Origin of the sequence: Herbaspirillum sp. UBA812 (genome assembly GCF_002296545.1) — a bacterium.
Classification (GTDB): Bacteria; Pseudomonadota; Gammaproteobacteria; order Burkholderiales; family Burkholderiaceae_D; genus Herbaspirillum; species Herbaspirillum huttiense.
On the sequence record NZ_DBIC01000257.1, the window covers coordinates 52,337 to 75,369 of the forward strand.

The 23,033-nt window shown below is 63.3% G+C and carries 19 protein-coding genes, 1 other RNA gene and 1 riboswitch; of the genes, 13 read left to right on the forward strand and 7 right to left on the reverse strand.

Annotated features, from left to right (window positions below; all coding sequences use genetic code 11):
• Positions 1–43: 43 nt before the first annotated feature.
• Together secD and yajC are read right to left on the reverse strand one after the other, a co-directional pair.
• Positions 44–1,948 (reverse strand): protein translocase subunit SecD, encoded by a 1,905-nt coding sequence (gene secD / locus B3873_RS16985; RefSeq protein ID WP_134221651.1) that lies wholly within the window; start codon positions 1,946–1,948, stop codon positions 44–46.
• A 164-nt stretch (positions 1,949–2,112) separates the two neighbouring features.
• Positions 2,113–2,445: a preprotein translocase subunit YajC gene (gene yajC / locus B3873_RS16990; RefSeq protein WP_276843085.1), complete on the reverse strand. Its 333-nt coding sequence runs from the start codon at positions 2,443–2,445 to the stop codon at positions 2,113–2,115.
• A gap of 265 nt (positions 2,446–2,710) precedes the next feature.
• Here yajC and chrA point away from each other — a divergent pair, with 265 nt between their 5' ends.
• Positions 2,711–3,955, forward strand: coding sequence for a chromate efflux transporter (gene chrA, locus B3873_RS16995; RefSeq protein WP_286867469.1), 1,245 nt, complete (start codon positions 2,711–2,713; stop codon positions 3,953–3,955).
• 22 nt (positions 3,956–3,977) lie between these two features.
• Here the strand turns inward: chrA and B3873_RS17000 are convergent, their stop codons facing one another.
• Positions 3,978–4,277, reverse strand: a complete 300-nt coding sequence (locus B3873_RS17000) for a hypothetical protein (protein WP_286867470.1) — start codon at positions 4,275–4,277, stop codon at positions 3,978–3,980.
• Between the two features lie 368 nt (positions 4,278–4,645).
• On the opposite strand from B3873_RS17000, the gene B3873_RS17005 reads away from it, so the two are divergent.
• From B3873_RS17005 to B3873_RS17030, 6 genes are all read left to right on the forward strand, one after another.
• A complete protein-coding gene (locus B3873_RS17005; RefSeq protein WP_286867511.1) occupies positions 4,646–6,838 on the forward strand; it encodes an ATP-binding protein in 2,193 nt (730 codons plus the stop codon).
• Complete coding sequence (locus tag B3873_RS17010) at positions 6,819–7,856, forward strand: HD domain-containing phosphohydrolase (protein WP_039788967.1); 1,038 nt, start codon at positions 6,819–6,821, stop codon at positions 7,854–7,856. Before B3873_RS17005 ends, B3873_RS17010 begins: the two co-directional genes overlap by 20 nt.
• The gene (locus tag B3873_RS17015; protein ID WP_286867471.1) at positions 7,853–8,821 is read left to right on the forward strand and encodes an HDOD domain-containing protein; all 969 of its coding nucleotides are present in this window, start codon (positions 7,853–7,855) and stop codon (positions 8,819–8,821) included. Before B3873_RS17010 ends, B3873_RS17015 begins: the two co-directional genes overlap by 4 nt.
• Complete coding sequence (locus B3873_RS17020; RefSeq protein WP_286867472.1) at positions 8,808–10,289, forward strand: PAS domain S-box protein; 1,482 nt, start codon at positions 8,808–8,810, stop codon at positions 10,287–10,289. Before B3873_RS17015 ends, B3873_RS17020 begins: the two co-directional genes overlap by 14 nt.
• Positions 10,290–10,417: 128 nt before the next feature.
• Entirely contained in the window at positions 10,418–11,029 is a 612-nt protein-coding gene (locus B3873_RS17025; protein WP_039788972.1) for a response regulator transcription factor, read from the forward strand.
• A 3-nt stretch (positions 11,030–11,032) separates the two neighbouring features.
• Positions 11,033–12,850: an ATP-binding response regulator gene (locus B3873_RS17030; RefSeq protein WP_286867473.1), complete on the forward strand. Its 1,818-nt coding sequence runs from the start codon at positions 11,033–11,035 to the stop codon at positions 12,848–12,850.
• Positions 12,851–12,906: 56 nt separating this feature from the next.
• Here the strand turns inward: B3873_RS17030 and tgt are convergent, their stop codons facing one another.
• Both tgt and queA read right to left on the reverse strand, forming a co-directional pair.
• A complete protein-coding gene (gene tgt, locus B3873_RS17035) occupies positions 12,907–14,037 on the reverse strand; it encodes a tRNA guanosine(34) transglycosylase Tgt (protein WP_039788974.1) in 1,131 nt (376 codons plus the stop codon).
• Positions 14,038–14,065: 28 nt separating this feature from the next.
• Positions 14,066–15,082: a tRNA preQ1(34) S-adenosylmethionine ribosyltransferase-isomerase QueA gene (gene queA, locus B3873_RS17040; protein WP_039788976.1), complete on the reverse strand. Its 1,017-nt coding sequence runs from the start codon at positions 15,080–15,082 to the stop codon at positions 14,066–14,068.
• A gap of 220 nt (positions 15,083–15,302) precedes the next feature.
• Here queA and recG point away from each other — a divergent pair, with 220 nt between their 5' ends.
• The 5 genes from recG (at position 15,303) to ssrS (ending at position 19,523) form a co-directional block, all read left to right on the forward strand.
• The gene (recG, locus tag B3873_RS17045) at positions 15,303–17,423 is read left to right on the forward strand and encodes an ATP-dependent DNA helicase RecG (protein WP_286867512.1); all 2,121 of its coding nucleotides are present in this window, start codon (positions 15,303–15,305) and stop codon (positions 17,421–17,423) included.
• 306 nt (positions 17,424–17,729) lie between these two features.
• Entirely contained in the window at positions 17,730–18,416 is a 687-nt protein-coding gene (locus B3873_RS17050; RefSeq protein WP_039789792.1) for a tRNA-uridine aminocarboxypropyltransferase, read from the forward strand.
• Between the two features lie 196 nt (positions 18,417–18,612).
• Positions 18,613–18,849, forward strand: coding sequence for a hypothetical protein (locus B3873_RS17055; RefSeq protein WP_034330350.1), 237 nt, complete (start codon positions 18,613–18,615; stop codon positions 18,847–18,849).
• A complete protein-coding gene (locus tag B3873_RS17060; protein ID WP_121037871.1) occupies positions 18,846–19,163 on the forward strand; it encodes a cell division protein ZapA in 318 nt (105 codons plus the stop codon). The genes B3873_RS17055 and B3873_RS17060 overlap by 4 nt, the downstream gene beginning before the upstream one ends.
• Positions 19,164–19,346: 183 nt before the next feature.
• Positions 19,347–19,523, forward strand: a non-coding RNA gene (gene ssrS, locus B3873_RS17065) — 6S RNA.
• Positions 19,524–19,662: 139 nt separating this feature from the next.
• Here ssrS and nrdR read toward each other — a convergent pair.
• Together nrdR and glyA are read right to left on the reverse strand one after the other, a co-directional pair.
• A complete protein-coding gene (gene nrdR / locus B3873_RS17070; RefSeq protein WP_121037869.1) occupies positions 19,663–20,142 on the reverse strand; it encodes a transcriptional regulator NrdR in 480 nt (159 codons plus the stop codon).
• Positions 20,143–20,417: 275 nt separating this feature from the next.
• Positions 20,418–21,662, reverse strand: a complete 1,245-nt coding sequence (glyA, locus tag B3873_RS17075) for a serine hydroxymethyltransferase (protein ID WP_154132635.1) — start codon at positions 21,660–21,662, stop codon at positions 20,418–20,420.
• 141 nt (positions 21,663–21,803) lie between these two features.
• Positions 21,804–21,903, reverse strand: a riboswitch (ZMP/ZTP riboswitch).
• A gap of 254 nt (positions 21,904–22,157) precedes the next feature.
• On the opposite strand from glyA, the gene B3873_RS17080 reads away from it, so the two are divergent.
• Entirely contained in the window at positions 22,158–22,910 is a 753-nt protein-coding gene (locus B3873_RS17080; RefSeq protein WP_039788983.1) for an SDR family oxidoreductase, read from the forward strand.
• The last annotated feature ends 123 nt before the right edge of the window (positions 22,911–23,033 follow it).

The window sequence follows — 23,033 nt, forward strand, 5'->3', positions numbered from 1 at the left end:
TGCAGCGGGGTGCCTGGCTCAAATCTGGCTGTGCTGCTGATGATTACTTGGCGTCGCGCTTGGCGGCGGCCTTGCCGGAAGTGGAGAGCACGTCGCCCTCGGGCTTCCAGATCTGGCCGATGGCCAGGCCCGACAGACGCTTCTTGCGGCCATACCAGAGGTTGACCACACCGCGCGAGAAGAACACGGCCGAGAACATCGAGGTCAGGATGCCCAGGCAGTGCACCACGGCGAAGCCGCGAATCGCGCCGGAGCCGAAGATCAGCAGCGCCAGGCCGGCGATCAGGGTGGTCACGTTGGAGTCCAGGATGGTCGCCCACGCACGGTCGAAACCGGCGGCAATCGCTGCCTGCGGCGAATTGCCGGCGCGCAGTTCTTCACGGATGCGTTCGTTGATCAGCACGTTGGAGTCGATCGCCATACCGAGTGCCAGCGCAATGGCGGCGATACCCGGCAGGGTCAGCGTGACTTGCAGCGTGGACAGCAAGGCCACCAGCAGCAGCACGTTCACCGACAGCGCCAGGGCGCTGAAGAAACCGAACAGCTGGTAGTAGATCACCATGAAGACGGCCATGGCCAGGAAGCCATACAGCACCGAATCAAAGCCCTTCTTGATGTTGTCGGCACCCAGTTGCGGGCCGATGGTGCGCTCTTCGATGATGTCCATCGGTGCGGCCAGCGAACCGGCGCGCAGCAGCAGGGCCAGGTCGCTGGCGGCTTCGGGCGAACCCATGCCGGTGATCTGGAAGCGCGAACCCAGTTCGGAACGGATCGTGGCCACGGTCAGCACTTCGCCCTTGCCCTTTTCGAACAGGACGATGGCCATGGCCTTGCCGACCTTGTCACGGGTGGCTTCGCGCATCTTGCGGCCGCCGTCGCCGTTCAAGTCGATGCTCACCGCCGGCTGGTGGTTTTCATCGAAGCTGGCCGAGGCGTTGGAGATGTAGTCGCCGGTCAGCACCGGTTCCTTGTTCAGGACCACCGGTGCGCCCTTGCCGATCTTGAACAGTTCGGAGCCGAAGGGGATGGCCGAGGTTTCTTCGGTGCCGCGCACCACGCTTTCATCGACCATGCGCACTTCCAGGGTCGCGGTACGGCCGATGATGTCCTTGGCACGCGAGACGTCCTGCACGCCCGGCAGCTCGACCACGATGCGGTCGGCGCCCTGGCGCTGGATCAGCGGCTCGGCCACGCCCAGTTCGTTGACACGCTTGGACAGGGTGCTGATGTTCTGCTTGACGCCGTCTTCCTGGGTCTGCTTCAGGGCTTCCGGACGCAGGGTGGCGATGAGTTTGAGGTCATCGCCGCTGCCGGCGTCGGTGAGCACCATTTCCTGCAGTTCGCCCAGGGCGGCACGGGCCTTGTTGCGGGTATCGGCATCACGGAAGGAAATCTCGATGCTGTCGCCCGAGCGGTTGATGCCGCTGTGGCGGATGTTCTTGTCACGCAGCAGGCTGCGTACGCTGGCTTGCATGCCTTGCAGGCGCTTGTTCAGGACCGCCTTGATGTCGACCTGCATCAGGAAGTGCACGCCACCGCGCAAGTCCAGGCCCAGGTACATCGGGAAGGCGTGCAGGCTTTGCAGCCATTGCGGCGTGTTGGGCAGCAGGTTGAAGGCGACGATGTAGGTCGGGTCGCTGGGGTCGGTATTGAGTTCCTTCTCCAGCAGGGCCTTGGCCTTGAACTGGATGTCGGTGGTGGCAAAGCGGGCGCGCACCGACGGCTGCGAACCGGCATTGTCGAACGCCACGCTCTCTGCGCCGAGATTGCCTTGTTTCAGGATCTGATCGACACGGCCGGCCACGGCAGGCTCGACCTTCAGGGTCGACTTGGCACTGCTGATCTGCACCGCGGGGGATTCGCCGAAGAAGTTCGGGACGGTATAGATCACGCCGAACAGCAGGGCCAGGACGATCAGTGCGTATTTCCAGAGAGAGTAACGATTCATGGTCTTGTGCTTCTTGCTTGCGGGAGAGGGAGGCAGGGACCTGCCGCCCTGTTCAGAACGGGTGCCAGGAACCGGAAGTTTCTGCACACCGTTCTAACGACATGGGCGCATCAGCGATGCGCCCATGGGTTCGCCGGTTCAGGCCGGCCAACCGGTGAGGCCGATTACAGGGCCTTGATGGTGCCCTTGGGCAGCAAGGTGGTGACAGCGCCCTTTTGCACGATGACTTCGGTGCCTTCGGAGACTTCGATGGTGATGTAGCCATCGGCCACCTTGGTGATGCGGCCCAGCAGACCACCGGAGGTGACGACTTCGTCGCCCTTGCCCAGTGCGTCCATCATGGCTTTCTGTTCTTTCTGACGCTTCATCTGCGGGCGGATCATCAGGAAGTACAGGACCACGAACATCAGGATGATCGGCAGGAAACTGGCCAGATTGCCCATCACGCCACCAGGGGCTGCTGCGGCCGTTTGCGCGTATGCGTCGGAAATAAACACGTGAGGCTCCAATGTTGATTGAAAAATAGCCCTGCATTCTAGCACTGCGCAGGCACCAAACCGCCAAATCGGGGTGCATTGCCGCAGATCAAGGGGGAACCAGGCAAAATCGCGCTTTTTTGTCACCTGCAGCGAAAGAAAAATCGCTGTACAGCCCATGAAATGGCAGGGCACATGAAAAAAGCTTCATTTCGCCCTAAAGCCGCCCTTAATATAGGCGGCGCTCCGGTCCCCTGCTTCGCGCGCCAACCCGATCCGACACCGCATGCCAGCTTCCCCCGCTCCCGAACCCGCCACCCCCACCGCCGTGCCCGCTGCCCCGCGCCAACCGGCGTGGGCGATCTTTCTGGTCTTCCTGCGGCTGGGGCTGACCTCCTTTGGCGGGCCGGCCGCCCATCTCGGCTATTTCCGCCATGAATTCGTGGCCCGGCGGCGCTGGCTGTCCGAACAGACCTATGCCGACCTGGTGGCCATGTGCCAATTCCTGCCCGGCCCCTCCAGCAGCCAGGTCGGGCTGGCCATCGGCCTGATCCGGGGCGGCTATCGCGGTGCGCTGGCGGCCTGGCTGGGCTTTACGCTGCCCTCGGCGCTGCTGCTGATGGTGGTGGCCTTGTCGGTTCTGGAGGATGCGCACTGGCTCTCCGGGGAGGTGGTGCACGGCTTGAAGATCGTGGCCGTTGCCATCGTGGCGCAGGCGGTGTGGGGGATGGCGCAGACGCTGTGCCGTGGCCCGGTGCGCCTGGCCATCATGGTGCTGGCCGCGCTGGCGGCGTGGCAACTGCAGGGCAGCCTGGTGCAACTGGGGGTGATCGTGGCCGCCGGCCTGGCCGGACGGCTGCTGCTGCACGGCCCGCAAGTTGCCCTGCAGGAACATCTGCCACTGGTGGTCAGCCGCCGCACGGGGCGCGCCTGCCTGCTGCTGTTCTTCGTCCTGCTGGCGGGCATTCCGCTGCTGGCCGCGCTCCATCCGGCGGCCTGGCTGCAGCAGATCAACATTTTTTATCGCGTCGGTTCCCTGGTCTTCGGCGGCGGCCATGTGGTGCTGCCGCTGTTGCAGGCCGAACTGGTGCCCACGGGCTGGGTGAACAAGGATGTCTTCCTCGCCGGTTATGGCGCGGCCCAGGCGATCCCCGGCCCGCTCTTCACGCTGGCGGCCTATCTGGGCGTGGTGATGTCTTCCTGGCCCAATGGGGTGGCCGGTGGCGTACTGTGCCTGCTGGCCATCTTTGCGCCGTCCTTCCTGCTGGTGACCGGGCTGCTGCCTTTCTGGGATGCGGTGCGCCGTCAGGCCGCGATGCAGGCGGTGCTGGCGGGCGTCAATGCCGCGGTGGTGGGATTGCTGCTGGCGGCGCTCTACCAGCCGGTGTGGACCAGCGCCATCTTCGGCGGGCGTGACCTGCTCATTGCGCTGGCGGCCTTTGCCGCTCTGGTGTGGCTGAAACTGCCCTCCTGGGCGGTCGTGCTGCTGGCGGTGCTGGCCGCCACCCTGCCGGCGCTGGACGGGATCTGACTGGCGAGCAGCGGCAGCGGACTCAGTAAACCACCACCACTGAACGCTCCTGCTGATTCACCAGCAGGAAGGCCCGTCCATCCGGGCTGCCCGCAGGCACGGCCCCACAGGTGTTGGAGACGGCCGCCACGCCATTGATGACATTGACCACCACGTTGCAGCGCGTAGTCACCAGTACCGAGATGGAGAGCTTGGCCGTGGTGGCCGCCTGCAAATGCGGCCAGGCCCAGCAGCCGAGCGTGAGCAGGAGCAGCGCGGCATGCCAGCGCAGCAAATCAGGACGCGCCAGTCGGGTGCCTGCCATCGAGGGGGGATGCTTCATGGTGCGGGCTCCTTGTCGGGTTGGGCCACTGCATTGTTTGGCTGTGCTGTCATCTTAAATAAATTAATCGAATAAATCAATAAAATTAATTTGACAGAATAAAATAATAATATTGTTTATTTCGAAATTGCTGTGGAAGCCGCGCAGTACCTGCAGCAGCGTGGCAGAGGTCAATTATTATCGCAATGACAAGCTCATCATTGTGCCGCATTTTGACCACAGTCGCGCTTTCCCGCCGGAACAAATAAAACAATTTCGGCAATTTATTATCCGATTCGTTATAATTGATTCTATCGAAACCCGCCGTGCCTCCCTGCACTTGCGGGCGGAATCGAACCGGAGTCAGGAACCATGGAGACAAGCTCGTGATGCCAGGCAGCACCCCCAATGACGCGCAGCACGCCCCGGCGCGCCCGCGCGACGGGCGTCTGCCGCTGGCGCTGGCCGAGGTCGGCTTTGCCGTGCTGACGTTGGCCGCGCTGTGGCGTGCCAACCTCCCGCCCTGGTTGATCGCGGGACTGCTGGCCCTGTGGCTGGTCAGGGCGCTGATCCTGCTGCGCCTGCTGCGCGACCATCAGCGCGCCGCGCGCAACCTGGTTCTGGCCAAGGAAGCGGCCGACCAGGCCATGCTCACGCGCGGGGCCTTCCTCTCCACCATGAGCCACGAGATCCGCACTCCCATGAATGCAGTACTGGGCATGGCCGGACTGTTGCGCACCACGCGCCTGGATACGCAGCAAGCCGAATTCGCCAAGGCCATCGAGGATTCGGCCAATGCCCTGCTGGGCATCGTCAATGACGTGCTCGACTTCTCCAAGATCGACGTCGGCAAGATGGACATCGCCGTGGTCGAGTTCGACCTGCTGGAAGTGGTGGAAGCCAGCGCCGAAGCGTTGTCCTTCAAGGCACACGAAAAGCGCGTACGCTTGCTGGCGCACGTCGACCCGCGCCTGCCGGTACGGCTGCTGGGCGACCCCGGACGCATCCGCCAGGTCCTCCTGAACCTGCTGGGCAATGCGCTCAAGTTCACCCATGTGGGCGAAGTGCTGCTGCGGGTGCAGGCCTTGCACGTGTCGGGCGATCACTGCCGGGTGCGTTTCGAAGTGCGCGACAGCGGCATCGGCATGGATGACGATACGCTGCGCCGCCTGTTCTCGCCCTTCTCGCAGGCCGACAATTCGGTGACGCGCCAATACGGCGGCACCGGCCTGGGCCTGTCGATCTGCAAGCGCCTGGTGGAACTGATGGGCGGCAAGATCGGCGTGGAAAGCACGCCCGGTAACGGTTCCTGCTTCTGGTTCGAACTGGGCATTCCCGTGGCGCAACCTCCGCAGTTCGCCACCCGTCCGCATGCAGCCAAAAAACGACAGGTGGCCCTGCTCGAAACGCACGATGCCAGTGCCGCCATGCTGCACGAATACCTGCGCGGGGCCGGGCTGGAAACGGTGCGCTACAGCAGTGCCAGCGACGCCCTGGCGGCCCTGACCGGCCCGGCGGCCACGGCCACCGGCATCGATACCCTCATCGTCAGCAGCGAGATCCGGGATGTGCCGCCGGCCGCAGTGCTGGCACGCCTGCACGCGGAAAGGCCGACAGTTACGTGCGTGCTGCTTGACCATGGCGTACACGGCCTTAATATAGACGGAAAATCAACGTCGCCGGCCCTGCAATTGCCGCTGCGCAAGCAACAGCTGCTGCGTGCGGTCGATCCGCTGGCGGACGGCAAGGATGCGGCCGATGGGGAAGTGACGGCAGCGCGCCCGCTCCGGGCGCTGTCCCGTCCGGGGCAGCAGGAACAGCGTGAACTCCTGCTGGTGGAAGACAACGTGATGAACCAGAAGGTGGCGGTGTACCAGCTCAATGCCATGGGCTACGCGGTCGATATCGCCTCCAACGGTGCGGAGGCGCTGGAGAAGCTGGCACGGCGCGCTTACGCGCTGATCCTGATGGATTGCCAGATGCCGGTGCTGGATGGCTACGAAACCACGCGCCGCATCCGGCGTCTGCAGGGCGAGCTGGCCCACACCCCCATTGTCGCGATGACCGCCAATGCCATGGCCGGGGATCGGGAACAGTGCCTGGAGGCCGGTATGGACGATTACCTGACCAAGCCTTTGCTGCGCTCGCAACTGGCGGCGATGCTGGAGCATTACCTGCCGGCCGCGCAGGAAGCGGCCGCCGACACCGGTGCTGCGCCGGTCATGCTTGACGAGAGCCGCCTGCAGGAACTGTTCGGCGAGGACACCGCGCTGGCTGGCCAGATGCTGGACATGTTCGTCGAACACACCACGCCGGTCATGGACGATCTGGCGCGGCATTGCCAGGCCAGCGATCCGCTGCTGGGCGAGATCCAGGCGCTGGGCCACCGGCTGGCGGGCAGCTGCCTGAACCTGGGCATCCAGGCGCTGGGACAGGCGGGACGCAACATGGAATTGGCGGCACGCCAGGGCGAACTGGCACACGTGCGCAAGCTGGCCGAGGAGTGCGCAAGCGCCTTCGCCGCCTTGCGACAACACCTAAAAGAGAGGGCCGGGGGAACACATGAAGATTCTGATCGTTGACGACGACAAGACCAATCTGTCGCTATTCACGCACATGCTGGCGCAGTTGCCCGATACCAGCATCAGCACCTGCCCCGATGCGTATGAAGCGCTGGACTGGTGCGGCAGCCACGATCCGGACCTGATCCTGCTGGACTACATGATGCCGGGCATGGATGGCCTCGATTTCCTCTCGCGTTTTCGCGCCATGCCGGGCCAGGAAATGACGCCGGTCATCATGATCACCGCCGACATGGGCCTGCAGGTGCGGCACAAGGCGCTGCAGATGTCGGCCAATGATTTCCTGTCGAAGCCGGTGAACCGGGTGGAACTGCTGGCGCGGGTGAAGAACATGCTGGCCATGCGCAAGTCGCAGCTGGCCATGAGCCGGAAGATCGAAGACTTGTCTGAAGAGGTGGAACAGAAGGCGCAGCAGAGCACCAGCCTGGCGCTCAATTCGGTGGACCTGCTCTCGCGCGCAGCCGGCTATCGCGATCCGGAAACGGGCGAACACCTGGTGCGCATGTCCAATTACACCCGCATCATCGCCGCCCATCTTGGCTTGCCCAAGGAGGAGCAGGACCTGCTGCTGGCGGCCTCCCCCATGCACGACATCGGCAAGATGGGCATCCCCGACCATATCCTGCTCAAACCCGGACGGCTGGACGAGGAAGAACTGAAGGTCATGCGCCTGCACGCGCAGATCGGTGCCGACATCTTGCGCGGTAGTCCGTCCTCCCTGCTGCAGACCGCCTCCCGGATCGCCGAGACCCATCATGAAAAATGGGATGGCAGCGGCTACCCCAATGGGATAAAGGGCGACGACATTCCTTTGTATGGCCGCATCGTGGCCGTAGCCGACGTGTTCGATGCGCTGACCTCCTCGCGACCTTACAAAAAAGGCTGGAGCCTGGAAGACGCGGCGCGTTATCTGCGCGACAATGCGGGCAGCCACTTCGATCCGCGCTGCGTGGAAGCCTTCTTTGCCGGCTGGGAGGAAGTGGTCGATATCTACAACCGCAACCAGGACGGCAAATGATGCTCACCTTCATTGAACCCACGCTGTTCGAGAAGCTCAGGAGCGCCCAAGCCCTGCCCTCGCCCGGCGGGGTGCGCCTGACCATCATGCGCCTGTGTGCGCAGGATGATCCCGACATGCATGAACTGATCCACCTGGTGCAGGCCGATCCGGCCCTGTCCGGGCGCATCATCCGCATCGTCAACGTACTCAATGCCGAGCGCGTGCGCCCGATCGCCTCGGTCAGCATGGACAGCATGCTGCTGGTCGGCCTGCAGGCCGTGCGCCAGCTGGCCCTGGCGCTGTCGCTGGCGGAAACCACGGCCCCGGCCTCCTGCGCCAACTTCAAGCTGCCGGCCTTCTGGGCCCACAGCTTCGCCATGGCCTGCAGTGCCCAGGCCATCAGCGGCCACACCCGCGTGGCACCGCTGGGAGAAATGTTCACCACCGGCCTGCTGGCCAACATCGGCAAGCTGACCCTGGCCTCGGCGCATCCGGCCGGCTATTCGTCGCTGCTGACGCGCCCGCTGGAACCGTCGGGGCAACTGGCGATGGAACAATCGCTGTTTGGCTTCAACCACCTCAACATCGCAGCGGCGCTGATGCAGGACTGGAAGATCCCGGAACTGTTCTGCGATGCCGTGCTGCACTACGAAGCCCCGGCCCTGCCGGAGGAGCTGCCGGCTCCGCGTCCGCTGGAAATCATCTGGACCCTGTATCTCTCGGCCGCCATGGCCGAACTGGGCTGCGGCACACCGCAGGTAGCCGAGGCCGCCCTGCCCAAGATCGCGCGGGCGCTGCCGCAACTGCAACTGGCACCGAATGATTTCCCGGCGCTGTATCAGGCCGCAGGGGAGGACTGGCAGGATTGGACCCAGACCATGCACCTGACCGCCAAGACCTTGTGGCAGGGTCTTCCGGGGCAGGTCCACGACAAACTGCTGCGCCTGCAAGAGGCCGTCGGCGGTGACGATGCAGGCACTTGAACAACTGCTGCTCAGCGAAGCACCCGACGCCTATGTCCTCATGGACATGCAAGGCGGCGTGGTCTACTGGAACCGCTGCGCCGAACAGATCTTCGGCTACAGCGGCCAGGAAGTGCTGGGCCAGCATCTGGCGGACTTCATCGTGCCGCCCGAGCGGCGCAACGAGGAAGAGCGGGTGTTCGCCGATACGCTGGCGCTGGGCCGGGCCGAATGCCAGTCCATCCGCCGCCGCAAGGATGGCTCGCTCTTGCACCTGTCAGTCTCCAACAAGCTGTTGCGCGATGAGCAAGGGCAACCGCAATACGTGCTGTCCTGCAAGCGGGACATCAGCCAGGCCACGGTGCAGCGTGACATCAGCCTGATCGCGGCCAGTGTCCACGGGCTTTATGATTCGCTGCCCGACGGCATCGTCGTGGTCAACGCGCTGGACCGCGTGGTGCTGGCCAATCGCCGCGCCGGCGAGCTGTTCGGCTGGGAGGTTGGCGAACTGACCGGGCGTGCCATCGATGTCCTGATCCCGCAGCGCTTCCTGGCCATGCATGCGCAAAACCTGGCGGAGTACCTGTCCGGCCGCGCCGCGCCGGCCAGCAATACCACGCCCGACCTGTGCGGGCTCAAGCGCAATGGCAGCGAATTCCCGGTTGACGTCAGCCTGAGCCCGCTGGTCATCGAGGGCGAGACCTTCCTCATGATCGCCGTGCGCGACATCAGCGACCGCAAGCGCATCGAAGAAGATCTGGCCGAAAAGAACCGCGCCTTGCAGGAGGCCGTGGAGTCGCGCGACCGCTTCCTGGCCAATACCTCGCACGAGCTGCGCACTCCCTTGAACGCCATCCTGGGATTTACTGAAATCCTGCTCACACGCATGGGCGGACCGCTCACGGCGGACCAGGAACAACAGCTGCAGACCGTGCACGAGAGCGCCCAGCATCTGCTGGGACTGATCACCAGCCTGCTCGATGTCTCGCGCATGGAGGCCGAGGCGGAAGACCTGATCCCCGAGGCCCTGCTCTGCTCGGAACTGATCGAGGAAGCCGTGGCCGTACTGCGCCCGGCCGCAATGAAGAAAGGCTTGCAACTGGAGCTGGCACCCTATGCGGGCGAAGTGCGCATCCATGCCAACCGGCGCGCCCTGGCGCAGATCCTGATGCACCTGGTCGGCAACGCGATCAAGTTCACCGATCGCGGCCAGGTGCTGGTAAAGCTGCGCCAGCAACGCCACGACAAGACCCTGACCAGCTGGATCGAGGTCAGCGACAGCGGCTGCGGCATCAGCGAACAGGACCAGCAGAAGCTGTTTCGCGCCTTCACCCAGCTCGACGCCACCGCCTCGCGCAAGCACGAGGGCATGGGCCAGGGCCTGTACCTGAGCCAGAAGCTGGCCAACCTGATGGGCGGCTCGATCACGGTGCAAAGCCGGGTCGGGACCGGCAGCCGTTTCACGCTCTGCCTCGAAGAGAACACTTGAGCCAGCGCATGCCGTGACATCTCGGCGTGCGCCAATCCACCACAACAGCGTAGAATCGCGGCACAACAAAAACAGTTTCCGAAGGCTGCTTCCCGTGGGGGAGCATGCCTGCGGGAGGGTTTCCAAACATGCCGACTTCACGTCTCTTGATCATTGACGATCATGCGCTCTTTCGTTGCGGCCTGCGGCTGGTGCTGCAGGCCGCCTTGCCGCACGCCAACATCGACGAGGCCGCCTCGCTGGAGGACGCCATGCGCCTTGAGGACGGCCAGCCGCCCGGCATGGTGCTGCTGGACATCCAGCTGGGCGGACTCAATGGCATCGACGGCATGTCCGTGCTGGCGCGCAAGTGGCCGCAAGTGCCGGTAATCATTCTTTCCGCCGACGATACCGACGAAACCGTGCGTGAAGCCACCCGGCGCGGCGCGGCTGCCTTCGTCTCCAAGGCAGCTACCGCTGACCACATCCTGCGGGTCTTGCTGGAGGTGGCTGGCGGACGGCATGTCCTGCCTGTGCCCGATGTCGCCGCCGATGCCACCGGCAAACCCCAGTTCACTCCGCGCCAGTATGAGGTACTGGGCCTGCTCAGCCAGGGCCTGACCAACAAGGCCATCGGCCGCCGGCTCAATCTTTCCGAAAACACCATCCGCGGCCATGTCCAGGCCATCCTGCTGGCCCTGGATGTGGACAACCGCGCCGAAGCCGCCTTTGCCGCCCGCCGGCGCGGTCTGGTGAGCTAGCGCATGAAGAGCGACGGCGCGCTGGCAAGCGCACCCGTGCACGCCACGGGCGACGACACGCTGCACCGCGTCCGCGTGGAGCAGGTGCGGCTGTTGTGCGGCAATCTGGGCAGCTCGGTGCTGCCGGGCATTCTGGTGGCGCTGCTGGTGGCCTATGCACTGCGCGAGAGCGCCGGTCTGTGGCCACTGCTGGGGTGGGCTGCCGGGGTGATCGCCTCCAAGCTGTTCGACTACGCCGATGCGCGGCGCATGTTGCGCATGGAAATCACGCCCGCCAACATCGACCAGATCAAGCGCCGCCTGGTCGTATTGCATGGCATCGATGGTGCCGCCTGGGGCCTGTTGGCACCGCTGGCGCTGGATACCGCCAGCCCGGGTGGCAGCATCCTGCTCATCGGGGTGCTGGCGGGGGTGGCCGGCAATTCCATGTCGATCCTGTCGCCGGTGCTGCCGGCCTTCGTGTCCTTCTGCCTGGTGGAGCTGGGCATGTTGGCGGCCAGCGCCTGGCATACGCATGAAGATGCACTTGAGGTACTGGCAGTGGCCGCCCTGCTCTACGTCGCCTCGCTCATGGTCCAGGCGCGCAACAGTGCAGGTGCGGCGCGCGCGGCCATCATGCTGCGCTTCGAGAACAATGCGCTCATCGAGCGCCTGCAGCGCGAATCCGAAAAAACCCAGCAGGCCCTGCAGCAGGCCGAACAGGCCAATGCCGCCAAGTCACGTTTCCTGGCCGGGGCCAGCCACGACCTGCGGCAACCCATCCATGCGCAAGGGCTGTTCCTGGAAGTGCTGTCCAATACCCCGCTCGATCCCATGCAGCGCGAGGTGGTCGGCCGCCTGCGCAATGCCGCCGACAATTGCGCCGACATGCTGCACACCCTGCTGGATTACTCACGCATCGAAGCGGGCGTGGTGACACCGCAGCTAGCCCCTTTCCGCCCGCAGGCGCTGATCCATCGCATCAGCCGCGAGATGGCCGCGCAGGCCGAGGCCAGGGGCCTGGTGTTCCGCACTCGCGAGAGCCAGGCAGTGGCCAGCGCCGATGCGGGGCTGACCGAACTGATCCTGCGCAATCTGGTGTCCAATGCGATCCGCTATACCGAACGTGGTGGCGTGCTGGTGGCCTGCCGTCAGCGGGGTCCACAGGTGTGGCTGGAGGTATGGGATACCGGCATCGGCATCGCGCCGGAGCAGCAGCAGGAAATCTTTCGCGAATTCCACCAGCTGGGCAATCCGGAACGCGATCACAACAAGGGGATGGGCCTGGGTCTGGCGATTGCCGAGGGATTGGCGAAGATGCAGGGCTTGCAGCTGACGGTCCAGTCACGGCCGGGACGAGGGAGTGTCTTCCGGCTGCAACTGCCGGCGGCGCTCATGCCGCTGCCGGCGCATCCGGGCAAGCCGGCACCGGCGCTCACGGCACAGCGCGACCTGCACGGCCTGCGCATCCTGCTGATCGATGACGACCAGCGTGTGCGCGACAGCATGGCGCAGCTGCTGGGCCAATGGGGCTGCCATTGCATCGACGTCGAAGGCCTGGAAGAGGCGGAAGCGCTGGCCCACTCACAGGAATTCGACGTGGTCATCAGCGACTACCGCCTGCGTGCGCATCGCAATGGCACCGAAGCCATCGCGGCGGTACGCGCTGCCAGCCGGGAGCACGTCGGTGCGCTGCTCATCACCGGGGATACGGCACCGGCCCGGCTGCGCGAAGCCAGCGAAAGCGGCATTCCCATGCTGCACAAGCCGGTGGCCCCGGCGCAATTGTGGGAGGCACTGCTGCGGCTGGCGGCGAAGGCTGGCGGCGTGCATCCGCAATGATGTGTTGATGCGCAATTGCGGTCACCAACACATCAGCGGATTGACGCATCAATGGATCAGTCCACGCCGCGTGCGCGGTCTTCCTTGAATTTCTTGACGAAGTCCTGGAAGGTGCCGGCGTCGATGGCGTCGCGCATCTCCTGCATCAGTTGCAGGTAGTAGTGCAGGTTGTGCACGGTGTTCATGCGGGCACCCAGGATTTCACCGGCGCGATGCAGGTGGTGCAGGTAGGCGCGCGAGAAGTTCTTGCAGGCGTAGCAGTCGCAGCTCTCGTCGAAGGGACGGTCGTCGTTCTTGTACTTGGCGTTCTTGATCTTGACGTCGCCATAGCGCGTGAAGATCCAGCCATTGCGCGCATTGCGGGTCGGCATGACGCAGTCGAACATGTCCACGCCGTTGGAGACGCCTTCCACCAGGTCTTCCGGCGTACCCACGCCCATCAGGTAGTGCGGCTTGTCGGCCGGCAGGCGCGGGCCGACGTGTTCCAGCACGCGCATCATGTCTTCCTTGGGCTCGCCCACCGACAGGCCGCCGATGGCGAAACCATCGAAGCCCAGTTCTTCCAGGCCGGCCAGCGATTCATCGCGCAGGCCTTCGAACATGCCGCCCTGGACGATGCCGAAGAGCGCGTTCGGATTTTCGCCGCGATCGAATTCATCCTTGGAACGCTTGGCCCAGCGCAGCGACATGCGCATGGATTTGCCGGCTTCTTCGCGAGTGGCGGGACGGCCATCGATCTCATAAGGCGTGCATTCATCGAACTGCATGACGATGTCCGAATTGAGCACGCGCTGGATCTGCATCGAGATCTCCGGCGAGAGGAACAGGCGGTCACCGTTGATGGGTGAAGCAAAGTGCACGCCCTCTTCCGTGATCTTGCGCATCTCGCCCAGCGAAAATACCTGGAAGCCGCCGGAGTCGGTCAGGATGGGCTTGTCCCAGCCGATGAACTTGTGCAGGCCGCCGAACTTGCTGACCACTTCCAGTCCCGGGCGCAGCCACAGGTGAAAGGTATTGCCGAGGATGATCTGGGCGTTGATTTCCTTCAGTTCCAGCGGCGACATGGCCTTGACCGAACCATAGGTGCCCACCGGCATGAAGATGGGCGTCTCGACGGTGCCGTGGTTCAGTTTGACGCGGCCGCGGCGGGCCTTTCCGTCGGTTTTCAGCAGGGTAAATTCCAGCATGGTGCTCTCTGTTTTCTTTCCGGGTTTCTCAGGTACGGGTCAGCAGCATGGCATCGCCATAGCTGAAGAAACGGTATTGCTGTGCAATGGCGTGCGCATAGGCCGCACGGATGTGTTCATAGCCGGCGAAGGCTGACACCAGCATCAGCAGGGTCGACTTGGGCAGGTGGAAGTTGGTCACCAGCTGGTCGACGGTCTTGAAGGTGTAGCCGGGCGTGATGAAGAGCTGGGTGTCATCGCTGCCGGCCTGGAGCTGGCCGCTCTGCGAGCCGGACTCCAGGGCGCGCATGCTGGTGGTCCCCACCGCGATGACACGGCCTCCGGCGGCCTTGGTGGCACGCACGGCCTCTACCGTCTCGGGCGAGATGGTGTACCACTCGCTGTGCATCTTGTGCTGCGACAGGTCTTCCACCCGCACCGGCTGGAAGGTGCCGGCGCCCACGTGCAGGGTCACGAAGGCTTGCTTGACGCCACGGGCGGCGAGTTGCTGCAGCAGGGCTTCATCGAAGTGCAGGCCGGCGGTCGGTGCAGCGACGGCACCGGGTTCCTTGGCGTAGACGGTCTGGTAGCGCGTCTCGTCATAGGCATCGGCCTCGTGGTCGATGTAGGGCGGCAGTGGCAGGCTGCCGTATTGCTCCAGCAACTCGAAGGCATCGGCGGGGAAATGCAGGGTGAAGAATTCGCCGAAACGTTCACCTACGGTGACATCGAAGGCATCGGCCAGGCGGATGCGGGTACCTGGTGGCGGCGACTTGGAGGCGCGTACCTGAGCGTGGACGGTGCGCGGATCGAGGATGCGCTCGACCAGGGCCTCGATCTTGCCGCCGGTTTCCTTCACACCGAACAGGCGCGCCTTGATGACGCGGGTATCGTTGAAGACCAGCAGGTCGCCGGGCTGCAGCAGCTCGACGATGTCGGAGAAGCGGCGGTCGGTCAGTTGTGCACCCTGCACCTGAAGCAGGCGCGAAGCGCTGCGCTCTGCCAGCGGGGTCTGGGCGATGAGCTCGGGGGGGAGCTCGAAATCGAAGTCGGAAAGAGAGTACATGCTTGCAAAATATGGGTGGAGGCGATGCGCACGGCAGCCAACATGGCCAAATGGCCCGGTGCCGGGGCACTTCCCGGGCAAGAAGTGTTGCCGGCGGGATTGATACTGTAAATATTCACAGTAAAATAGCGTAACCCGTTATTTTACGCTGTCTGCGCGTTTTTCCCATATGCGCGTGCGACTAGCCACAATGGCCCTCCGTCCATACAACGCCGACCGCATGCCCGCTACCGCGAAGAAAACCACCCCGCCGGCCTCGAAGAAAAAAGCGGCTCCCGCTGCCAAAGCCGCCGCAAAGCCTGCTGCCAAGCCCGAAAACAAGCTGGCCAAGCTGGGCCTGCACAATGACATGGACCTGGTGCTGCACCTGCCGCTGCGCTATGAGGATGAAACCACCCTCATGAGCATCGCCGAGGCCTCCATGCGGGGCCTGCAGACGGTGCAAGTCGAAGGCGTGGTCACTGCCTGCGACGTGCAGTTCCGCCCGCGCCGGCAGTTGATCGTGACAGTCGGCGACGACAGCGGGCAGTTGACCCTGCGCTTCATCAATTTCTACGGCAGCCAGACCAAGCAGCTGGCCGAAGGCACCCGGGTGCGGGTGCGCGGCGAATTGCGGCATGGTTTCTTCGGCGCCGAGATGGTCCATCCCTCTTACAAGGTGGTCAACGAAGGCGCTCCGCTGCCCGATGTCCTCACGCCCGTCTATCCGGCTGGCGAAGGCCTCTCCCAGGCCTATCTGCGCAAGGCCATCGCCAATGCCATGAGCCGACTGGACTGGAGCGATACGCTGCCGCCTTCGATGCTGGAGACCCTGAACCTGGCCGGCTTCGAACCGTCCGTGCGGCTGCTGCACAATCCGCCGCCGGACGTGGATGAGCATGCCCTGATCGAACGTTCCCATCCCGCCTGGATCCGCATGAAGTTCGATGAATTGCTGGCCCAGCAGCTCTCGCTAAAGCGCGCCCAGGCCGCGCGCCGCGCCAAGACCTCACGCGCCTTGCCGGTCACCGGGCGCATCACCGAGGAACTGACCAAGGTCCTGCCCTTCCAGCTGACCGGTGCCCAGCAGCGCGTTCTCGAAGAGATTCGCGCCGACCTGCGCCAGTCCTTCCCCATGCAGCGCCTGCTGCAGGGCGATGTGGGCAGCGGCAAGACGGTGGTGGCCGCGCTGGCCGCCGCCCAGGCCATCGACAGCGGTTGCCAGGCGGTGCTGATGGCACCGACCGAAATCCTGGCCGAACAGCATTTCCGCAAGATCGCGGCCTGGATGGAACCGCTCAATGTCGGCGTGGCCTGGCTCTCCGGCAGCCAGAAAAAAAAGGAAAAGACCGAAGCCCTGGCCCACATCGAATCCGGTGCGGCGCGCCTGGTCATCGGTACCCACGCGCTGATCCAGGACACGGTGCAATTCGAGAACCTGGGCCTGGTGATCGTCGATGAGCAACACCGCTTCGGCGTGGGCCAGCGTCTGGCCCTGCGCAACAAGAGCTTCAATCCGGCCGACCGCGAAGCGGCTGCCGTGCCGCACCAGCTGATGATGTCGGCCACCCCCATCCCGCGTACGCTGGCGATGACCTATTACGCCGATCTCGAAGTCTCGGTGATCGATGAACTGCCGCCAGGCCGCTCGCCTATCGTCACCCGCGTGATCGACCAGAACCGCCGCGATGAAGTCATTGAACGGGTGCATGCGGCGGCGCTGGAAGGCAAGCAGATCTACTGGGTCTGCCCGCTGATCGAGGAATCCGAGGCCTTGCAGTTGCAGACTGCGACCGACACTCATGCAGCCCTCTCGGCCGCGCTGCCGGACCTGCAGATCGGCCTGGTGCACGGCCGCATGAAACCGGTGGAAAAACAGATCGTCATGGAAGGCTTCAGCCGGGGGGCCATCCACCTGCTGGTGGCGACCACCGTCATCGAAGTCGGTGTGGACGTGCCCAATGCCTCGCTGATGGTGATCGAACATGCCGAGCGTTTTGGCCTGTCGCAGCTGCACCAGTTGCGCGGACGCGTGGGGCGGGGCTCGGCAGCCAGCGTGTGCCTGCTGCTGTATCAAGGCCCCCTCGGCGGCACCGCCAAGCAGCGCCTGGCGACCATGCGCGAGACTACCGACGGCTTCGAGATCGCACGGCGCGACCTCGATATTCGCGGGCCGGGTGAGTTCCTGGGCGCAAGACAATCCGGTGAGGCCATGCTGCGTTTTGCCGATCTGGCCACCGACCAGTGGCTGGTGGAAAAAGCGCGCGATACGGCGCAGGCACTCCTGCAGCATACGCCCGATATCGTGGATCGCCATCTGGCCCGCTGGCTTGGCGGACGGGAAGATTTCCTGAAGGTATGAAACACCCGCGAAGGCCGCCGCAGAGGCCGCCTCGCCGGGCTTCGGGCTTGGTCTTTTGCAAAGCTTTCCAGCATCTCTCACGCGGCAGGCCAGTGCAAGGGCTGCAAACGCAAATCGGCAAAATGCCAACCACATTTCCGCAAAAATCGAGAATTTCTTCGCTTTATGTCGATTGACGGACAGCAGTACTGAGTCCAATCTACGGCCCACGGTGAACGGGTTCATGAAGGATCGCGCGGCGCACGCTGGTTCACCGGCTTCCCGTTGCGCCGGATGACCATCGCTAACTACAGAAGGCTGAACATTTTGGTTTCCAACCACGATCAACAATTGGCCCGCAGACTGCTCTGCCCCATCTGCCAACGCGCGCTGACGGCTTGCATCTGCCACTGGACCTCTCCCATCGATCATGCCGTCGATGTGCTGATCCTTCAGCATCCGCTGGAAGTGAGCAATGCCAAGAACAGCGTGCGGCTGCTGCACCTGAGCCTGCCCTACAGCAAGCTGGTGGTCGGCTCGGTATTTGATGCCGAGGAACTGCACGCAATGATGCATGCACCATCCCGCCTGCGCGGCGTCTCTTCGACCGAACCGGTGCATCCGGTGCTGTTGTACACGGACGATGTCTGCACGCCCGAGACCCGCTACTTCGATGCGCGCACCATGATGGTGGACAAACAAGAGACGCTCAAGCGCGTGCGCCTGGTGATCATCGACGGTACCTGGCGCAAGAGCCGCAAGATGCTGTTCGAAAACCCGATCCTGCAAACCCTGCCGCGCATGATGCTGATCGATACCCCGACCTCGCGCTACACCATCCGCAAGTCGCACAAGCCCGAACAGCTGGCCACGCTGGAAGCAACCGGCTACGCGCTCATGCAGCTGGAACGCAACAGCGAGAAATATCATCCGCTGCTGACGGCCTTCGACAACTTCGTCCTGCAACAGGGCTACATGCGCATGCACGGCCAGGCGACGCGGCGCAGCGAATAGGCGATCGGCCTGGCGCAGGGGAACCAAAGGCGCTGACCGCTGACCAAACCCATCCGGCCGCTCCGTGCGGCCGTTCTTGTTCAGGTGGCGTGGCAATGCGCTTATAATTGTGCGATTGAGACGTTGTGATCCTGAACATCTCTGACATACGTTGACGCCGGCCGGCGTCATCCCATCCCTGCGAACAAATCAACACATGAGTTCCGAATTCCTGCAACTGGCTGAAAAAGTCACTCAGCTCGCCAAGCTGGCACAAGGCCTGCGCGAAGAAAATGCCGAGCTGCGCCGGAAAGTCAAACTGCTCTCCGAAGACAACACCACCCTCGCCTCCCGCGTGGACCAGGCTTACCAGCGCGTCTCCGCCGTGCTGGCGCAACTGCCCGTGGCCGAAGTGGAAGAAGAAGCGGCTGCCGCCGGTGAGGAGGCCGCATGACCACCATCCAGATCAATGCCATGATCATGGGCCAGTCCTATACGCTGGCCTGCCAGGAAGGCGAACAGGCCGCGCTGCATCATGCCGTGGCCTATCTCGACCAGAAGATGCGCGCCATCCGCGACGCCGGCCGCATCAAGGGCACCGACCGCATCGCCGTGATGGCCGGACTGGGCATCGCTGCCGAGTTGCTGAGCATGCAACGTGCTGAAGGTCCCTTCGCCGGCCTGACCATTGCGCAATGGCAGCAGCAGATTGCCGCCATCACCGAGGTGGTGGACCAGGCGCTAGCACCGCAGGAAAAACTGTTTTGAGTGCGCTGTCAGCGCCATGCTGACACGCGGAAATTCTTTACGCGTGCTTGAGAAAATGGCTGCCTTGCGCAGCCATTTTGCTTTCCCGGACCAAGCACTTCCGGTGAAGAAAATCCGGTTACAAAATCGTCGGCTTATTTTTGAGGAAGTTCTTGGAGGACGAAGATGAATCGGTTAGACTTCGTACTCCTGCCGTGTTCGCGATTGCCATATATTCCTTGAACCATTTACGAGCATAGGCTGTGGGATTGTTCGATGGGCGTGAGCGTCGCTAGTCCGATGAACCCGAAATTGAACTACCGCAGCCAACTTGAACCGTCAGGTTCAGGATGCCGGCACAGCGGCACAGGCGGGACTTGGATTGAAGAAAAACGGCTGCATTCGCAGCCGTTTTTTTATGCCTTTTTGATACTTGTTTGATGCCTGCTTGCAATGCCTCTTTGTTATGCGTGTTTGCTGGCGTGATGGAGGAGCAAGCAGCCCCTCCTCTTCGCCTCACTCAGCTCTCGCGTTTCTTCGCGCCCTTGCGCTCCAGTCCCACTTCATCGATCACATCCTGAAATTCGGTCACGTCCTCGAAACTCTTGTAGACCGAGGCAAAGCGGATATAGGCGATCTTGTCCAGGCGCTTCAGTTCGCGCATCACCAGTTCCCCGACCTGCCCCGACATCACCTCGCGCTCGCCGCTTTGCAGCAGCTTGTCCTGGATGCTCTGGATGGCCATATCGACCGCCTCGGCCGATACCGGGCGCTTGCGCAGCGCCAGCATCAGGCTGCCGCGCAGCTTGGCCGGATCGAAGTCAGTACGGCTGCCATTCTTCTTGACGATCACCGGCATGGTCAGCTCGATGCGCTCGTAAGTCGTGAAGCGCTTGTCGCAATTGCCGCAGCGGCGGCGGCGGCGAATGGAATGGCCGTCCTCGGACAGGCGCGTATCCAGCACCGGGGTATCTTCGTGATTGCAGAATGGGCACTTCATGGTGGCAGTGAGGCAGTAGTTGGATTGAGCTGGACAATGAGGGCCGGGGCCCGGTACTTCGATGATGCGCCGGCCACGCCATGGAAAGCACCACAGTGTTGCATCCCCAGGCCGGCCCGGCCATCGTATGCGAGGGCAAACCGGCCGGTCCAAATAAGCGACGGCGCCCGCAGTAACGGGCGCCGTCCGGAACAACTTCTACGACAGGTGCAGTTTCCGCTTTTTGGCAGAAAACTTCACGCCGGCCCACAACGGGCCGGCATTTCCGTCGTCAATCAGCCGTAGACCGGGAAGGCCTCGGTCAGCTTCTTCACTTCGGCCTTGACGCGCTCGATGGTGGCGGCATCGTGCGGGTTGTCCAGCACGTCGGCGATCAGGTTGCCGACCTTTTCAGCTTCGGCTTCCTTGAAACCACGGGTGGTCATGGCCGGGCTGCCCAGGCGGATGCCGGAGGTCACGAATGGCTTTTCCGGATCGTTGGGGATGCCGTTCTTGTTGCAGGTCATGTGGGCCGAACCCAGAATGGCTTCGGCTTCCTTGCCGGTCAGGCCCTTGGGACGCAGGTCCACCAGCATCACGTGCGACTCGGTGCCGCCGGAAACGATGCGCAGGCCGCGCTTGATCAGGGTCTTGGCCAGCACGTCGGCGTTCTTCACCACTTGCTGCTGATACGCCTTGAATTCCGGCGAAGCTGCTTCCTTGAAGGCCACGGCCTTGGCCGCGATGACGTGCATCAGCGGGCCGCCCTGGATACCCGGGAAGATGGCCGAGTTGATGGCCTTCTCATGCTCGGCCTTCATCAGGATCACGCCACCGCGCGGACCGCGCAGGGACTTGTGGGTGGTCGAGGTGACGAAGTCGGCGAAGGGCACCGGGTTCGGGTACACGCCTGCAGCGATCAGGCCGGCGTAGTGGGCCATGTCCACCATGAAGTAGGCACCGACTTCCTTGGCGATCTTGGCGAAGCGCTCGAAATCGATGCGCAGCGAGTAAGCCGAAGCGCCAGCGATGATCAGCTTGGGCTTCTTCTCGCGGGCCAGGCGTTCCATGGCGTCGTAGTCGATTTCTTCCTTGTCGTTCAGGCCGTAGGAAACCACGTTGAACCACTTGCCCGACATGTTCAGTGCCATGCCGTGGGTCAGGTGGCCGCCTTCTGCCAGCGACATGCCCATGATGGTGTCACCCGGCTTCAACATGGCGAAGAACACGCCCTGATTGGCCTGGGAACCGGAGTTGGGTTGCACGTTGGCGGCTTCGGCGCCGAACAGGGCCTTCAGGCGGTCGATGGCCAGCTGCTCGGCCACGTCCACGAATTCACAGCCACCGTAGTAGCGCTTGCCCGGATAGCCTTCGGCGTACTTGTTGGTCAGCTGCGAACCTTGCGCTTCCATGACGGCCGGCGAGGTGTAGTTTTCAGACGCGATCAGCTCAATGTGATCCTGCTGGCGGGTGTTTTCCTTCTGGATGGCAGACCACAGGTCGGGATCGACTTTCGCGAGAGTCTGGTTCTTGTCAAACATGGCTTTTCTCCAAATTGATGAGCTGGGGCCGAAGATCGCGTCACCGGCAGCATGCGGACATGCCGGGGGCTCGACTTCCGAAATCGAATGAGGGCCGGAAAAATGGAATGGGATTGCGGGCAGCCTCAGTCGTACTGTCCATTCGGCTGCCCAGGCGCACGGCTGTTGAAATCTCACGCTTCCCGATGGATCCCCATCTTGGCCGGTTTTACCCGGCGTTTCGCCAGTCACGTGAGACGAAATGGTGAGCGCATTGTAGTGAAACGGGGCGATTTGGGCAAGAACCATGGTGGCCGCGCAACAGCCCCGCTCCAGAGCCGATATGAAAGAAAAAGCTGGAAAAAACCCGAAAAAAGCGAGCCCATCCTCGTAAAAAGCGGCTTTGGGCTACAATTTCGCTTCTTTCGTTTTTACTTCCGGATCGCCGGTGTGAAGCTTTATCCAGTTTCCCTGCCCGGCGCCGGTCTCATCGCCACACAACAGGAGAATCAAGAGATGGTCGTGTTGATTACAGGAGCAACCGCAGGCTTCGGTGCCGCCATGGCGCGCAAATTTGCCGGCAACGGTCACAAGGTGATCGCGGCCGGTCGCCGCAAGGAGCGCCTGGATGACCTGGTCAAGGAACTGGGTGCCGACAAGGTGCTGCCCCTGGTGCTGGACGTGACCAGCAAGGAATCGATCAAGGCCGGCCTGGAGAGCCTGTCGGGCGAGTGGAAGCAGGTCGACGTGCTGGTCAACAACGCCGGCCTGGCGCTGGGCCTGGGCCCGGCCCACGAAGTGGCGCTGTCGGACTGGGAAACCATGATCGACACCAACGTCAAGGGCCTGGTCACCATCACCCACGCCCTGCTGCCGGAGATGGTCAAGCGCGGCAGCGGCACCATCATCAACCTGGGCTCGGTGGCCGGTGCTTATCCCTATCCGGGCGGCAACGTCTACGGTGCCACCAAGGCCTTCGTCGACCAGTTCACCCTGAACCTGCGCGCCGACCTGGTCGGTACCGGCGTGCGCGCCACCAACCTGGCGCCTGGCCTGTGCGGCGGCACCGAGTTCTCCAACGTGCGCTTCAAGGGCGACGATGGCGCGGCGGCGAAGGTCTATGAAGGAACCACCCCGCTGACGGCCGAAGACATCGCGGAAGCCGCCTTCTGGGTCGCCACCATGCCCGCCCATGTGAACATCAATTACATGGAACTGATGCCGACCTGCCAGGGCTTCAGCCCCTTCAACATCAAGCGCAAACAGTAAGGGATGGAGTAGAATGGCGTTTTTGCCGAAGGTGCCCTGGCACCGCAAGAACGCCATCCTCGCCCGACCTTGGCTGATGGACAAGTTCTGCAGGCAGCGAGCGGCCGTCAATTCGTTCGCTTG